Annotated in this window: 9 protein-coding genes and 1 pseudogene; 2 read left to right on the forward strand and 8 right to left on the reverse strand. The window is 66.8% G+C overall.

Annotation, left to right across the window (positions count from 1 at the left end; genetic code table 11):
* A pseudogene (locus tag L0B03_RS05285) lies at positions 1-537 on the forward strand (hypothetical protein); the annotation flags it as partial.
* A 132-nt stretch (positions 538-669) separates the two neighbouring features.
* On the opposite strand, the gene L0B03_RS05290 reads toward L0B03_RS05285, so the two are convergent.
* Both L0B03_RS05290 and L0B03_RS05295 read right to left on the reverse strand, forming a co-directional pair.
* A complete protein-coding gene (locus L0B03_RS05290; RefSeq protein WP_250444585.1) occupies positions 670-969 on the reverse strand; it encodes a hypothetical protein in 300 nt (99 codons plus the stop codon).
* Between the two features lie 118 nt (positions 970-1,087).
* Positions 1,088-1,360, reverse strand: coding sequence for a hypothetical protein (locus L0B03_RS05295; protein ID WP_250444586.1), 273 nt, complete (start codon positions 1,358-1,360; stop codon positions 1,088-1,090).
* A 68-nt stretch (positions 1,361-1,428) separates the two neighbouring features.
* Here L0B03_RS05295 and L0B03_RS05300 point away from each other — a divergent pair, with 68 nt between their 5' ends.
* The gene (locus tag L0B03_RS05300; protein ID WP_250444587.1) at positions 1,429-1,749 is read left to right on the forward strand and encodes an Lsr2 family protein; all 321 of its coding nucleotides are present in this window, start codon (positions 1,429-1,431) and stop codon (positions 1,747-1,749) included.
* Positions 1,750-1,896: 147 nt separating this feature from the next.
* On the opposite strand, the gene L0B03_RS05305 is transcribed toward L0B03_RS05300, so the two are convergent.
* The 6 genes from L0B03_RS05305 to L0B03_RS05330 all read right to left on the reverse strand — a co-directional run bounded on the left by L0B03_RS05305 (position 1,897) and on the right by L0B03_RS05330 (position 15,533).
* The gene (locus tag L0B03_RS05305) at positions 1,897-4,593 is read right to left on the reverse strand and encodes an ATP-dependent RecD-like DNA helicase (RefSeq protein WP_250444588.1); all 2,697 of its coding nucleotides are present in this window, start codon (positions 4,591-4,593) and stop codon (positions 1,897-1,899) included.
* An 860-nt stretch (positions 4,594-5,453) separates the two neighbouring features.
* Positions 5,454-10,106, reverse strand: a complete 4,653-nt coding sequence (locus L0B03_RS05310; protein WP_308200003.1) for an RHS repeat-associated core domain-containing protein — start codon at positions 10,104-10,106, stop codon at positions 5,454-5,456.
* Between the two features lie 183 nt (positions 10,107-10,289).
* Positions 10,290-10,721, reverse strand: coding sequence for a DUF4913 domain-containing protein (locus L0B03_RS05315; RefSeq protein WP_250444590.1), 432 nt, complete (start codon positions 10,719-10,721; stop codon positions 10,290-10,292).
* On the reverse strand, positions 10,718-12,511 hold the full coding sequence (locus L0B03_RS05320) for a type IV secretory system conjugative DNA transfer family protein (RefSeq protein WP_250444591.1): 1,794 nt from the start codon (positions 12,509-12,511) through the stop codon (positions 10,718-10,720). The genes L0B03_RS05315 and L0B03_RS05320 overlap by 4 nt, the downstream gene beginning before the upstream one ends.
* Entirely contained in the window at positions 12,508-13,977 is a 1,470-nt protein-coding gene (locus L0B03_RS05325) for an ATP/GTP-binding protein (RefSeq protein WP_250444593.1), read from the reverse strand. Before L0B03_RS05325 ends, L0B03_RS05320 begins: the two co-directional genes overlap by 4 nt.
* A gap of 47 nt (positions 13,978-14,024) precedes the next feature.
* Complete coding sequence (locus L0B03_RS05330; protein ID WP_250444592.1) at positions 14,025-15,533, reverse strand: SCO6880 family protein; 1,509 nt, start codon at positions 15,531-15,533, stop codon at positions 14,025-14,027.
* Between the last annotated feature and the right edge of the window lie 126 nt (positions 15,534-15,659).

Consider the following 15,659-nt stretch of genomic DNA (forward strand, 5'->3'; position numbering starts at 1 on the left):
AAGTGGCCCGCGCCTGGGCCCACGAGGACCCCGAAGCCCTCCGCGCCGAGCAGCGCATGCGAGAGGAGCTGCGCGGACGGCGGCGGGGTCGAACGCGCCGAGCAGGACCGCGCCCACGCCGACACCGAGCGCGCCCGCTCGGCCGCGGACCGTGCGGAGGCTCAGCGGCTGATGCAGCAGACCGCCCACGACGACCTCCAGGCCGAGCACGCGCGCGCAGCCGCCCAGCACGAACCCGACCCCGAGAAGCGGGCCGACGCACTCGCCGCGGCCGAGCGCAACCAGGCTCGCGCTGATGCAGTGCGGGAGGACGCAGGTCCGCTGTATGACTCAGCCGAACGCCGCCAGGCCACTGCCCGCGAACTCGAGGCCAAAGGCCTGGACCACGAGACGGTCGCCACGAGGTTGCGCGCCGACGTCAGCCAGGCCAAGCCTGCACACGAAGCCGTCACCGCTGGGACCGTCCGAGCGTCGAAGGCTCGGCGCGGTGCGCGGGCGCGAGGAGCTCAGGTACAGCGGACCGGGATCGACCGGTAGAAGACTGCGAGGGCACCGCTGTATGGGCCGGAGCTTGCGCCGGCACGCGACGCGTCCCCGCGTGCTCGTGCTCCGACTACACGGCGCCCGGCGACGGTGCGAGCTTCACGTCCTCCCCTGACGACACGCAGGTCAGCGCGTGAGTTTCGGTGCAATGAAGTTCTCGTCCGCCCAGCGCTGCTGCGCTGCCTGCCGGCTCACCTCGTACAGGTTCCCAATCGCCGCCCATGAAGCACCCTCGTCAGCCCTAGCTGCTCGGACCGTGCGCCACTGGAGGCCTTCCACGCGGGCAGCGATCTGCTGCGCGAGCTCGACGTTGTCGGTCCAGTGCAGGCTCCGGCCATCCTCTTCGCCGGCGGCCAGGACGTCGAGCATGTCCCGCAGCTCAAGGGCGGCGTCGATGAGCACCTGTCGGTTCTCCGAGACCTCCATGTGTCAACCATGTGTTGACGCCATCCGACTGTCAAGCGTCGGTTGATTGCGAGCCCTGCCAGCGTCGAGCCCTACCGGGCGCGCACGCACACCGTCTGCCAACTGGGCGAGCCTGTGCTCACGGTGTCGGGGCGGGCTTGCTGAGGTGCTTCTCCAGGGCCTCGAGGAGGTGGTGGAGCCCGTACAGGCTCAACGAGAGCCCACCGAGGGCTGACAGACCGGCGAGGATCGCCCAGAAGGTGTTCAGCAGTGGTGCGTCGTTCAGGTATGACGTCGGGGCGCTGGCGTAGGCGATCGCCACGAGCACCGGACTGACGATCAGCAGCAGGACGAGGCCTGTGACGATCGCATCGGAGAAATGGGCGCTGAAGGACTTCGACAGGCTGCTCATCGCGCCACGCTATCGGCGCACGACGTGGCGGCTGGGTGTTCTTCGCCCCGTGCGGGAGCATGGGGCTCATGGCCCAGCACACACAGGTGATCGTGACCGACGACCTCGACGGATCCGAGCAAGCGCAGAGCTACCGGTTCTCCTGGCAGGGCGCCGAGTACGAGATAGACCTCAACGACACCCACCGCGACGAATTCCTGCGCGCACTCGCGCCCTACATCGACGCCGGACGCCGCGTCGGCGGCCGCCGACGCGCAGCGAGCAACTCCGCAGGCCGGAGTGCCAGTGACTCGGCCGCTGTGCGGGAGTGGGCCCAGGCCAACGGCTACAAGGTCAGCGACCGCGGCCGCATCCCTGCCGAGATCCGCACCGCCTACGACAACCGCTGACTCGGCGATCGAGCCCGGGGTAAGGGTCAGTGCGCCGGTACCGGGTGGGATGCTGCGGCACCGGAGACAAGGGGGTCAGCGAGTGACGCGCGAGCACGTCGGTGGACCGCCCAGATCGTCGTGAGAGTCGAAGGTGGGCCGCGTCTGTTAGGTGCGACGCCGGGTCGGAGTGAGACTTCGTCGGGACGATAGGAGCGCGACATCTTTCCTGGTGTCCGCGGCGTGGAGCCCGCTGATGACCGTCTGCTGTGTCTCTGGCGACCAGTAGATTCGCAGATTCTGCCGGGCCCGGGTGATGGCCGTGTAGAAGATGTTGTGCGTGATGTCGTCCTCGTTGGCGCTCGTGATGACCACCTTTACCGCGTCGTACTCAAGGCCCTGGGCCTTATGGATGCCGACGGCATAGGCCACCTGGAATGGGACGGTGGTGGTGTCCGTGTCGTCGTCTTCGTCACTGATATCGATGTCGTAGACCGCGAACCGCACGGTCGAATCGGATACCCACTGCAAGTCGAAGTACCCGTCGACGTCGAGCTCAGTAACGGGTCGGTCGAGACGAATGTCGAACTGAATGCTGCCCGCGTGGGCTTGGATGTCGACGATGGCGCCTTTGAGGTTGTTGTAGATCAGCGGCTTGAACCGGCTGGTGTCCGAAAACAGGACCGGGTCGCCAGCCTTGAACACGGCTGGCCCCCAAGGGACGGCGGGCGAGGGGTTGCTGGCCTGCAAAAACCGGTTGATGTTGTTGATGCCGTACAAGCCGTCGTAATTCAACGCGAGAATTATCTCGTCGACGGAGTGGTGGTCGAACAGGGTGGCATCGAGAACCGTCGCGTACCCGTTGCGGGCGATGGCCTCGGTGATGCCCTCGTCGAGAGTGCGGACCTTAGTCCAGAAGTCGATGAGCTCATCACTGCTGGTCCGGTACGGGGTGGTCAGTTCGAAAATGGAAGATGGTTCGATGTAGGACCGCACGACGTCGAACCAGTTGCCGAATCTGATGGACTCGATCTGGAAGACGTCCCCAACGAGCACGACGAGCTTGAAACGAGTGTTCTCCAGGATATTCAGGAGGTCGGCGTTGCTAACCGTCGAGCACTCGTCGATGACGAGCAGGTCGAAGTCGCCGGTGGGGTTGTGCTTGTGGCTGGCGATGGTGCGGAAGGTTGATTCTGGGGCGCTCACGCGGCGGCGCAAGTTCTCGACCGCGGGGTGCGTGTTGGCGAGAAACAGCTTCTGGTTCCCGCCGAAGTAGTTGGCGATGTGGTCGACCATGCGGGTCTTCCCCGTCCCGGCGGCCCCATAGATGAGCGCCACTCGGGACCGAGCAAACAACGTGGTGAGTGCTGCGCCTTTAGCGGTGTCGTCCACGGTGTGCGGCGTCGTCCCAAGCCACTGTTCAACCGCGGCCGTGTACCCGCTGATGCCGCTGGCCGCGTGCGCCTGGAGCTTGGTCACAATGTCGTAGGTATCATCCTCGTAACTCTGTATGAAGACGTGCCCGTTGTCGAGAACAAGGTCCCGGGCTGGCCTGTGCTTGTAGTAGAGCCTTCTATTGTAGGCAGCGATTAGGGCAGCCACGTCGCCCAGATCCTCAAGGTCAGCGACCGGAGTATAGAGAATCCCGCGTCCCTCGACGTTGTTGTTTACGCGGCGAGCTAGCAGTTCATGAGTGCGACCAGCGGCATCGAGGCTGTTAATGAGGTCCCAAAACCGAGGGTTGTGGGCCCGTGGTGCGGTGCAGAAGGGCATCTCGTCGAACGGTATGCATGAATAGCTGAAGTGGAGGTTCGACAGGCGAGCGTTCGGTTCCCAGTGATACTGCGCCTTCAACCAGTCGTTGCGCATCCGAAAGAGAAGGTAGCGCAGCAGGTTGTGACCGGGCCTATTCCCGCGGATGATTGCGCGCGCCTCGTCGATGGCCGGGAAGATCTGTGAACTCCGGGAACCGGTCGTTCCGCGGGTCTTGATGTCGTTGTACGACTCATCGGAGGCGTCGATGAGGTCCAGCAGCGTTGAGCCGCGGGTCAGACCAGTCATCACGAACTTGTACTCGGCAGAGTCCGTCCGCACCTTCGTCTGCTTCCCGACGAGGCTGGCGAAGTGGTCGATCTCGCACGGCCGGATGGACACTTCCCAGTTACGAATAATGGTTACCGGCATCTGTTGCCCAAAGACCTCGATGGTGGCCGCCTGCAGGCCCAAGTTCGCGGAGTAGTTGTCCGCGATGTCGATCTCTGTAAATCCGATGATGCGGTCAGCCTTGCTCACCCGGTTGACGGCCTTATAGAACGTAACCTCGTAGAAGACACGGCCGCCGGTAACGAAAGGCCGCGTCTTGTGGATATAGAACCGGTCGCGACGGCTGGAGGTCGCCCTTCCTGGATTGTCGATCTCGACGGCGATCTTTTCGTGGTACTCAGCGAGCGCCGGGTCCTGGTCCAGCGGAAACAGCTCTAGGTTGCCGAGTACCGCGACGCGAGCTTCGTTGTACAGGAGGGTCCGCAGGCGCAGCATGTACTCGTAGTAGCGGAGCATGAGCCGCTCCGAGGTATCCCCGTCGAACGTATAGTGGGAGACAGACGGCTTAAGCAGGGTGTGAAACTTGGTGACAAAGTTCAGTCGACCGTTCGCTTTGACCCAGGGGAGTGCAGCCTCGATGGCGTCATAGTCGTACTCGACGTCGCCATTGCCGGCGTGTAGACGCACGGCGACGCCCTCGACCAGGTTTCGCAGCTGCCCGAGGATGTTTTGGGACAGGAGGTCGCGCTGACTGGCCAACCCGGCGATGTTGGCGCAGATGACTGCGTCGGCAGCCCTCATGTGTTCGGCAACGGTGGCCACGTCTAACCTCCAACAAGCAGCGCGGACATAGATGAGTCCTTGGTGCAGCCCATCTTGGCCCTACACGGGGGCTGTTTGGGCTCGACTCGCGGCCCGAGCTCGCGCCAGCTACCGAGGTAGACGGTGATACGACTGTGCCGTGTGCGGCTCAGGCGCGTCGAGGCCACGCGAACGTCGCTGGGGGTCTGCTGCTGGTCGCGCTAGGGAGCGGCCCGCGAGGCGGGGTCTTGTGTGGCGGGCCCAGTCCATCGAGGTGTGAACGTCCTGGCCACGGGGCTATATAGGCTCGTTATGTCATAACATAACTTATCGGCCCGCTTTGTGCCAGCCGAACACACGGCTGCCTGTTGCGTGACCGTGACTTACGAGGTCAGGGTAGGACCTGTCGAATCTGGCCCCTAACCTCCAAAGAGAGTGCTGAGCCACGCTACCGACACAAGAGCCCACAGCGCGAGATCAACAGGCCCAGGCTGCGCTACTCGGTGAACCCTCCAGCCCGGAGGGCGCCCAGCGTCCATCCACCGACGGTAGTCCCATGTCGCAGAGGCGTACCTCACGAGCTGGAGGGCGGAGAATGTGAACAGGACAATCGCGACGGCATACGGTGTGGTTAGCAGGATTTGAGAGTCGTGAAGTGGCTGGAGGAGAACTCCAGCGACCATCACACATCCGCCCACTACTGCGCCGAAGAGAGTCGCTGTGCGGACGACGTGATGCCGCACGGCCATGTCCGGGCATTTACTAAAGGCCGTTGCCACGATCTTTTCGGATGCTTGACGTCGGGTCATCCCATCGAAAGTGAATCCAAGCATTGTATATGCAACTCGATGAATTATCGTGTAAATGCTCTGCACCGTCGGTCACCCCCAGAATGGCTCAGAGAGTACTGCCGGAAGTGTACCTGTAGTCACGGCGGACCCGCCGAGATCGGCGAATTTGTTCAGCTTGCTCCACCATGTGCCAGTGCGTACGACGGTTCCTCCAGCAGACGATGCGCTAGATGCTACAGATCTCCCGAACTGGGACACTCCGACCCCAATTCCGGGTACTGCCATTCCGGCGTAGAGCGCGGCACCAAAGTAGTTATCGTCACGTGCGTGCTCAGCCGAACGATGTCCCGCTGCTCCTATGCCGACTACGGCGCCAGCTGTGGCAGTGGTGCCAGTGGCCGGCATCGTCGCGAGGCCCCCAAAGGCGCCACCGACACTTCCCCAAGTATAGAAATCGGAACAATAGTTGACACTGTCCGTGTACCCCATCTGGTAGTTGATCAGGTCGCGGATTGCTTCGGTTCCGCCGAACGTTATGGTGTCTCCAAACCCTCCGACCCACTCGCCGAGGTTGTCTGCCCAGTAGAGGCCTAAGGGGTCGGTGTACTGGAGCGGGTTGCCTCTCGTGTAGGCGTAGGGGTCTTTGGTGAGGTCGAGGAGTGGGTCGAGGGTGAGGAAGTTGGCGGTGGTGGGGTCGTAGTAGCGGTTGCGGAGGTAGATGTAGCCGGTGGGGTCGGTGTACTCGCCGGCGTACCCGAACCGGGTGACCTCGCCCGCGGGGTCGGTGGTGGGGTTGTCGGGGGTGCCGTAGGCGTCGTAGTCGCTGTCGCCGGTGACCTGGCCGGTGGGGCTTGTGGTGGTGCGGATGGATCCGAGGGCGTCGCCGTGTAGGTAGTCGACGTCGTCGTTGTCGGTGAGGTCGATCTGTGCCAGGGGCGCGGTGGCGGTGCCGTAGAGGTAGGCATGGGTAGCGTCGGTCAGCAGCAGGGGCACTGCTGAGGTGGTGTCCCAGGTGTAGGTCTCGGTGACCGCGTCGGCGCCGGTGCCGGTGGTGGCTGTGGCCCGCAGGTTGTCTGCGCCGTAGGTGTAGGTGGTGGTCTGGTCGCCGGTGGTCAGGGACGTGAGCCGGTTGGCCAGGTCATACCCATGGGTGACGGTCGCTTCGGGGTGGGTGGTGGTGTGGCGGTTGCCACGGTCGTCGTAGGTGAACTCGGTGACGACCGGTTCCCCCTCCTCTTCGCCGGGTGTGGTGAGGGTGGTGAGCTGGCGGGCGTCGTCGTAGGTGAGGGTGCGTTCGCCGGGCAGGGTGGTGGGTGATCCGGCGGCGTCGTAGGCGAACGTCCCGCCCAGGTGGCCGGTGATCGCTTCGATGCGGGCCTGGGCGTCCCAGGCGACCTCGGCCGCGGTGGTCGGGGTGGCCGGTGGTGCGCGGGCGGCGTCCGAGCGGGTGGTGGTCTGGTCGGTCAGGAGCCCGGCGGGGGTGTAGGCGTAGCCGAGCTCGAGCAGGTCGACCCCGGCGGTGTTGGTGGTGGTGATGGCCAGGGGCTGGCCGGCGTCGTCATGGGTGTAGTCGGTGACGACGCCGTTGGGGTAGGTCAGGGTCTGGACCTGCCCGTCGGGGGTCCAGGTGTAGGTGAAGTCCCGCCCGGCCCAGTCCGTCAGGGCGGTGAGCTGGCCGGCCTCGTTGTAGGTGTAGTCCACGGCGTCGCCGGTGGGGTAGGTCAGCTCGACCAACCGCCCTGCCTCGTCCCACTCATATCCCACCGTGCCGGTGGGGGCGGTGATCTGCTGGACCTGGCCGAGGTCGTCGTAGGAGTAGGTCGTGGTCCCCGTCCCGTCGACCATCTCGATGGGCTGGCCGGCCAGGTCGAAGGTCGTGGCAACGTCGGGGGTGTCGTCGGAGTAGTCGACCCCGGTCTGGCGGCCCGCGGCGTCGTAGGCGTAGGTGGTGCTCTGCCCGTCGGGGTGGGTGACGGTGGTGAGCTGGCCGGCGCGGTCGTAGGCGTAGGTGGTCACGCGCCCGGCCGGGTCGGTGGCACTGGCCCGGCGCCCGGCGGTGTCGTAGGCGTAGGTGGTGACCTGCCCGGCAGCGTCGGTGTAGGTGGTGACCTGACCGGTGGCGTCGTAGGCCCACAGCTGGGTCGAGCTGTCCGCGGCGGTGACCTTGGTGGCCCGACCGGCCTTGTCGTAGGCGGTGGTCGTGGTGCGCCCGTCAGCGTCGGTCACGGTGACCGGGCGACCGGCCTTGTCGTAGGTGGTCGTGGTCACCGCACCCAACGGGTCGGTGACCGTCAGCAGTTGGTCGGCGGCGTCGTAGGTGTAGCTCGTGCGCGCCCCTGAGGGCGCGATGGTGGCCACGACCCGGTCCCCGGCGTCGTACTCCGAACGGGTCACCCGGCCCTCGGGGTCGATCGTCTTCACGGCACGGCCCAGCGCGTCGTACTCCGTAGCCGTGGTGGCCCCGGTCGGGTCGGTCACCGAGGTGACCCGACCCGCGCCGTCGTAGGCGAACGTGGTGCGGTTGCCGGCGGCGTCGATGACCGCGGTCACCTGACCGGCCGCGTCGTACTCCCGCGTGGTGCTCGCACCCAGCGGGTCGGTGACCGTGGTCGGGCGACCCGCCGCGTCATAGGCGGTGGCCACCACGGCGCCGAGCGGGTCCGTCGCGGCCAGCTGCCGGCCGGCCGCGTCGTAGGAGAACGTCGAGGTGAACGCCTCGGGGTCGGCGCCCTCGGCGGTGCCGCGGGGGTCGGTGGAGGCCACCAACCGGCCCAACGAGTCGAACCGGGTCGTCACCACGACGCCGTCGGGGCCGGTGGCGGTGGCCACGTACCCGTTCGCGTCGTAGGTGTAGGACGTCACCCGGCCCAACGCGTCGGTGGTCGTGGCGATCGTGCCGTCAGGGTTGACCGTGAACAGGCTCTTGGCGCCGGTGGGGTCGGTGACCGAGGTCAGGTTCCCCCGCTCGTCATAGGCGAACGTGGTCTTCTCCCCAGCGGGGTTGGTCACCACCAACGGGTTGTTGAACTCGTCATAGGTGGTTGTGGAAACTCTTCCTAGCGCGTCGACGGCGCGGGTCCGATTCCCTCGCTCGTCATAGGCGAAGGTCGTTTTACGACCTAGAGGGTCTGTTCTTGAGGTCACCTGGTTTGTGCGACCGTAGGTGAAGGTCGTTGTGGCGGCCTGGGACGTGCCTGAGGCGTGCGTCTCAGCTACGACCTGCCCATCTGTGTAGGTCTCAACCGTCCTAGCGCCCGTCGGATCCGTGATCATAGTCGTGCCATCTAAGTACCTGAATGTTGTTACACGCCCGAGCGGATCTTCTTGGGCTACGACCCGAGACGCGAGATCGTAGGTGTTCGTTGTGACGCCGCCGTTCGGGTGAACGATGGACGTCACGCGGTGATCTTCGTCATGGACATAGGCCTTGCTCGAACCATCTGGATACTTGACTTCGAGAAGATCGCCGCTGGCCGAGTAGCTATACTCGACAGTACGCCCTGAGTTGTCGGTCAGAAGCGATATCCGCTCACTGTGCCACGAGAACTCTACGAACCGCCCCAGGTCGTCGGTAATGCGATCAATGTAGCCATCGACGTATGTGACGTCAACCCCTTGGCCGTTCTTGTCCTCGGCGCGAAGAAGGGCTCCGGCTCTAGAGAACTCGAAAACCTCACTTCTGCCCCGGGTGACGACAAAGTTGCCAGTCTCCAATTTCACGAGTTCGGCTTGGACCCGAGCGGGCGCGAGGTAGGTATTGTCGACGCTTCTAGAAAATTCTGTAATGCTCCCGTTCTCTTGGACGAACCTAAGTTTCAGAGCCTCGTCCAGTTGCGTTCCTGCCGGCTCGGTCGGTGAGGGTTCTAGTCGCATCGAGTAGTTGAGAGACGATCCAGGTCCGAAAGGTCCTTGCACAGTGCGGCGCACGGTGGAAATGTTCCGCTGCACGGATAGGCTTCGCCCCGTACCCGGGATCCCTAGTTCCTCACTACACTCCCAAAATTCGCCGGTGAAGGAGTTGATGGGGTCGGCGTGACAGCGCTGACTTCCGGCTATGGACGGGTTGAATCCACCATCGATTTCTCCTGCTGACGTGGGGCCAGAGCCCCCAGGAAGGACTCTTCCCGAAGTGGCAAGAATGTTGCGCGGCGGGCCCCACGTCTCTATATCACCGGCTCCACCTTCGACCACGTATGCCGTATACGAGGTTGCTCGCACGTTGTACGCAGGAATAGACATACTCCGAGGGCTTTCTGGGCTGCCGCACGGAGGGCTTGTCGCGTAGCTCGGTTGGCAATAGAAGGCGAGATATTCTCCCCCGCCATACTGGGGTCGCAATTGCTGATAGACAACAAGCATCGAGCCGTAGTGAACTGGAGCGCTGGGGGTGGCTGTCAGTGTATGGTCAAAGTTGTCAACTGCCACCGATAGGCTTACGGACCCGGACCAAAGGGGAGCCGTTGGGTCCTCCGCCTTTAAAGGCATAGTTGCAGGCTGGTCCGCTTCAGTTGCTTCGCTCGCCGGACCGGAACTCTTGTAATAGGGTGCCGTGTAACTTGTGGATTCCAGCTGATTGATATCTACAGGCACGGGGAGTTCCGTCGAGGAGGGTGAGGCTGTCGGCTCCTCCGTTTGAGCCGAGGCTGGGGTTGCGGTCATCAGCCCGATAAGTAGTGCTGTAGTTGCTATTGCCGATCCGACACGCATTAGTTCGCGCTTTTGGCCAGTCATCATTATCCGCATGCCCCTCTGCTGCGGTGCGCGGACGCACCGTTCCGTACGACAGATGTGCTGGTTGTGAATTGTGGTCAGTGTGGTCGTGACCCACTGCCTGCACAGGCGAGCCGTCTAGTCCCCGCTGACGACAAGCACGACTGGTTCGACTGTAGAGCGCTGGGGTGGCGCATGGGGTGAAGTTTGTGATCTTCACCCGAATGGCGGCGGTTGTTCGAAGAGTCCCTCCGGTGGTGCTACGTAGGGCAGGGGTTCGCCCTTCTTGGAGGTGTTCTCTTCGCCGTCGGTGGCGCCGGCGAAGGGGCCGTCGGGGTCCATGAGGGCGGGCATGTGGTGGTCGGCGTGGTCGCGGAACCAGATGCTCATGCCGGTGGCGGGGTCCTGCCGCAGGTGCTCCCACGCTCGCCACAGGGCCTCGAGGCGGATGACGGCTTCGTCGTAGCGCCACCACTGCCCTGCCCAGCAGCGGTGGCGGCCGTCGATGCGTCGCTTGTAGACGTGGCGTAGGTACTCGCGCACGAACTCATCCACCGACCCGTAGTAGAGCTCCGGCTCCTCACCGGCCGCCTCCTCGACGCTCTCGGTGTCTGGGCCGTCGTAGTCGTCCTGGCCCCAGTCGCTCACAGGGTCCCCTCCCCCGCCTTGCTTGCCTGGACGGTGACCAGGTCGGTGTGAGCTTGGTGGATGGTGCGTTCGGCTTGGGGGTCGTGGGCGGCGATCGATGCCTTGACCGCGGCGGCGTGGGGGCCGGCCATCCAGGGGGTGGTGCGGATCAGGGTGGGCCTGGACCCCGAGGCCAGGACCACGGCTCTCCCCTTGGGTAGGGCGGCGAGGTCGGCGATGTCGAGGATGCGTTCGCGGTGCAGTTGCTGGGACACGGTGCGGTGCCCGCGCCCGGTGGAGGTGGAGGAGGACAGGCGGTCGTAGTCGCCGATCATGCGGGAGAGGTCCTCGAGGAAGGTCGCTTCGCTGACCCCGCCGCCGTAGACCTTGATGTTGGCCGCCGACCAGAGCTTCTTCATCCCGGCTTCGCCCCAGACTTCGGTGCCTTGGGACCAGGACTGCAGGATGGTCATGAGCACGATGCCGCGGGACCCGTAGTGGGAGTACAGGTTCGGCAGCTCCCGCCACCGGCACACGTTCGCCGCCTCATCGAGCACCCCCACCAACGGCGTGCCCAGCCGCCCGCCGGCCGAGCGGGCAGCGAGCTCCTCGGCAGCCTCGACCACCGCGACAGTCAGAGCGGTGACCAGCGGTCCGGCGGTCCCGCGCCCTTCCTTGGACAGGGAGTACAAGGTCCCGCCATCGGCCTGCACGAAGGCTTCCGGGGAGAACTGGGGCCGGGGGTCGGCTGGACCCTGGGGGGTGATCCAGGTGGCGACTTGGCGGTTGGTCAGGCAGGAGGCCATCTGCTGGGCGGTGCCGAACACCCCGCCGCGTTGCTTGTCCGGGGCGGAGACGACGCCGGCGACTTGGTCGGCGGTCAGGGTGAACCCGTGTTCCCGCAGGATGTCGACCGCGGTTTCGTCGGTGGGGCGGGTCAGCCAGGTGTAGACCGCGGTGATCGGGCGGGAGTCCAGGGCGGCGGCGAGTAGGAGGCCGGCGAGGAGGTCTTGGCCGGCGGGGTCGAAGTAGGCGTCGGTCGTGGCTCCGGGGTCGCGGGACCCGGTGGCGAAGTGTTCGGCGAGCTTGGCGGCGCGGACCTCGTCGGTGACGTAGGACAGGGGGTTCCACCACCAGGTGGGTTCCTCGAGGGCGATGGCTTGGGGGTCGAATACCCACACCGGCCCGGCCTGGGCGCGGACGTCGCGGGTGGCGTCTACGACGTCGCGCTTGTTCGAGGTCACCAGCACTGATCCGGGGGCGTCCAGGATCGCGGGGACCGCGCGGGAGGTGGTCTTGCCGGTGCGGGGCCCCCAGATGTCGAGGTGCATATCCTCCCAGGACCCGAACAGGTGCTGGCCGGTGGCCACGGTGCGCCCGATCGGCACCCCCGGGGAGGCGTCCACGCCCAGGCGTTGAGCCTTGGCCTGGGCTGTTTTGCGGTTCAGGTCGGCGACGTCGCGGCCGCGGCCCATGTAGGTCGCGGCCCGGTCCACCCGCGACCGGCGCCCGCGCATCCTGCTGGCCACGACCCCGACCCCGATGGCCACGACGATCACGACGGCGGCTAGGGCGGCGAGGACCCACCAGGCGGCTGGGGGCCAGAGCAGGTCGCCGCCGGCCAGGGCGAAGACGAGCTCGAAGGGGTCCCCGGGCACCACGACGTCGCTGGCGGCGAGGCGGTGTCCCAGGTGCATCGCGGCGTAGAGGGACCCCACGACCACCACGACGGTGATGACCCCGATCCAGACCAGGATCGCTTCGGTGCCCAGGCCGCCGGGGTCGCGGCGGCGGTTGTTCGGCGTGCTCACGCTCGCACCGCCTCGGTGGGCTCGAGGGGGCCGACGCGGGACTGGGTGTGCCAGAGCTTGTTGGTGTCGTTGATGGACTCTTCGGTGCTGGTGAGCTGGACGTCCACGGGGATGCCGGGGCGGCCGCCGACCTTGACCAGGAACTTGCCGCGTCCGGGGGGTTCGGCTTCGCGGCCGGTGGTGGGGTCCCAGGCAGGTGGGTCCTGCCAGCCGATCAGGAGCTCTTGCTCGGCGTGGGAGAACGGCACCGCGGCGGTCAGCTGGGGCATCTCGGCTGAGGGAAGGCCCCCGCAGATGACCATGCCGGAGCGTTCGACGAACCCGCGGGCCTTCATCCGGTCTTCCTCGGTGGCTAGGGCCAGCAGGTCGGACATGGTGTGGGAGATCATGGCCATCCCGACTCCGCGTTGGCGGTTCAGGCGGGTCAGGGCATCAACGCGGTCGACCATGCCGCGCCCGGCGCGCAGCGCCCGCCACAGCTCATCGAGGATCACGAAGTAGTGCCGGCGTGGTTCCAGGCCGGCGTCGGCTAGGGCGTTGGCGACGTTGACGGTGCCGAACCCGGCTGACCAGCACGCGAGCAGGGTCGCGGCCTGCAGGTCCATCTCTGAGTCGTCGATCGCGGACACGTCGTAGACCACGGGCGCGTCGCGGCGCATCGGGTTGGTGGTCTGGCGGGCGAAGGTCTCGCCCAGGCGACCGCCGCCGACCAGGCCGATCAGGGAGGCCTCCAGGGATTCGGTGATGGCCTGGTAGCGGGTGTCATCGCCGCGGTCCAGGGCGACCGCGCGCACCTCGGGGGGCCCGTCTTGGATCACGCGCAGCAGGTCCCCCAGCACGGGGATGCCCTGGTGGTGGGCGTCCAGGTGCTTCAGGGCCCGGTCGATGATCGTCTCTTCGCGGTCGGTCGGTGGGGCTGAGCGCAGGATCGTCAGCAGCGCCGAGACCATGGTGTGTCGGCGCCCGTGAGCGTCGGCCACCACCTGGGCGGCCTGTTTGGTGAACCCCGCGGCGTGCAGGCGGGCCGCGGCCTGGGTGGCCTCCCCCGGGTCCAGGATGTTCAGGTATCCGCGCCCGCGGCCCAGGGTGATGACCTGCCCGCCGAGGGCTTCGATGAGGTCGACGTAGTCGGGCTTGAGGTCGCCCAGCACCAGGGGCATCACCCCGTACCCGGCCAGGCCGGTGGCCATGCGGCGCACGATCGTGGACTTGCCCAACCCCGGTTTGCCCAGCACGAACGCTGAGGGGTTGGAGATGAGCTTGGCGCGCTGGAACCAGGAGATCGGGTCGCAGCACAAGGTGGCGCCGGTGTGGATGTGCCGGCCCAGTGGCACCCCGACCATGGGGGTGCCGGTGCCGATCGCGAACGGCCACATGCCACAGACCTGCACCGTGGTGCCGCGCCACTCGCTGGCCTGCTGCAGGTAGTTGGACTGGCCCCGCCCGCGTCCTAGCCAGCCGCGCATCGGTGGGCGCTGGAGGCGCGCCTGACGGGGCTGGTCGGCCTTGGCGTTCACAGCTTCTCCCGGAGCTCGGCGGGGACCTTGATGTGCTTGGCCAGCACCAGGCCCAGGGGTAGGGCCGCGGCGAAGGCTGAGTCCTGGGACCCGTAGACCGGGCGCAGGCGCAGGCGGGCGGTGGCGGCCAGGTTGTCGATCGCTGCCCGGGCGTCGGCGGCGTGCTCGAGGTCGGCCACGGTGGCGGTGACGAGCATCCCGAACTGGACCATGCCCGCCCCGGAGGCCTCCTCGCTGGCGGTGGCCGCGGCCGCGCGCACCGCCAGGGTGTCGCGGGCGGCCGGCTTGGCGGTCGAGGTGGCGCGGAACTGCGCGGCGCGCAGGTCGGCCTCGACGATCGCGGCGGCCTTGGCCGCGTCGATCGGCCGGTACAGCAGGGTGATGCGCTTGCGGGCGATGTCGCGGTGGGGGGCCAGCAACCGGGCCAGGACCCCGGACTGGACGTTGCCGCGTGGGGCCTGGGTCATCGCCCAGGTGCACGAGTACGCCGAGTCGTGCCGGTACCCGCTCCAGGATGCCTCAGCGGCTGTGGGGCCCACGTCGGGCCAGGTCAGCTCGGGGGTCTGCCCGGCGGCGTGGGCCTCGTCGATCAGGGCGGCGGCGGCGGGGTCGTAGGCGATGCGGATCGCCTCGCACAGCTGCTGGGCCGACAGGGGGTGCGCGGCGCCCGCACCGGTGGCCTGCAGCCCGCCGGTCAGGCCCGGCAGGCGTGCGGCGAGCTCACGGCCCATCTCCTCGGGGCTGCGCTTCTTGCCACCGGCGCGCTGGGCGGCGGTGAACGTGATGGCCACGAACGCCTTGACCGTCGAGGAACCCGCCGGGTAACGGCCCACGACCTCGTGGAGCATCTGCTGGGCGAACGCAGGGGCATGGGGGTCGATGTTCATCGCGACCTCCCGGCGCAGGCGCGTGCCCGAGTCCGGGGCGGTCTCGATCGTCACCGACGCGGCTTCCACGCTCGGCTCGTCGCCGAGGTTGGACAGCCAGTGCCCCCAGTCGGCCACCCACGCGTCGATCTGCTCGGGATCTACCAGGGCCGCGCCGTCCGGTTCGGTGCCGATCACGACTGCGTAGGACCCGGTGGCCGGGGTGTACAGCAGGGCGAACGCGCGACCGTAGGAGTCCTGGTGCTCACTCAGGCGGGTCGGTGCGGCAAGACCGGGTAGCTGGTAGGTCCCCCACAGTGCACGGCCCAGAGGCCCTGAGCGGTAGATGTTGGTCCCGCGCGAGCGAGCCGACCACCACGCGACCCGGGCACCGGTGCGGGTGATGACGCTCTTGCCGTGGGAGTCCTTGGTCAGGACCGCGAGCATCACCGCCCCCAGCACTGCGGTCAGGACCACGGCCTCCAGCAGGCCGGCCACCATCGAGGTCACCACCACCGCGACCAGCCCAGCCAACAGCAGCCCGGTCCCCACCGAGCCCAGCCCGAGGATCCCCGGGGAGGTGGGCTGTCGCCAGTTGCCGTAGGTCCGCGGACCCCTGTTCGTCTCAACGGCTGCCATCAGGCCCGCCCCCTTCACCTGTCGCTTGCTCCCCCAGGCCCTGGGCCGCTGCCGCGCCCGCCTGCCCGGCCTTGATCCCCGCGTCCAGCGCCGCACCCGCGGCGATGCCCGCCGGCCCGGCCGCAG

The sequence above is a fragment of the Actinotalea sp. C106 genome (genome assembly GCF_023630195.1).
In the GTDB taxonomy this organism is placed as follows: domain Bacteria; phylum Actinomycetota; class Actinomycetes; order Actinomycetales; family Cellulomonadaceae; genus Actinotalea.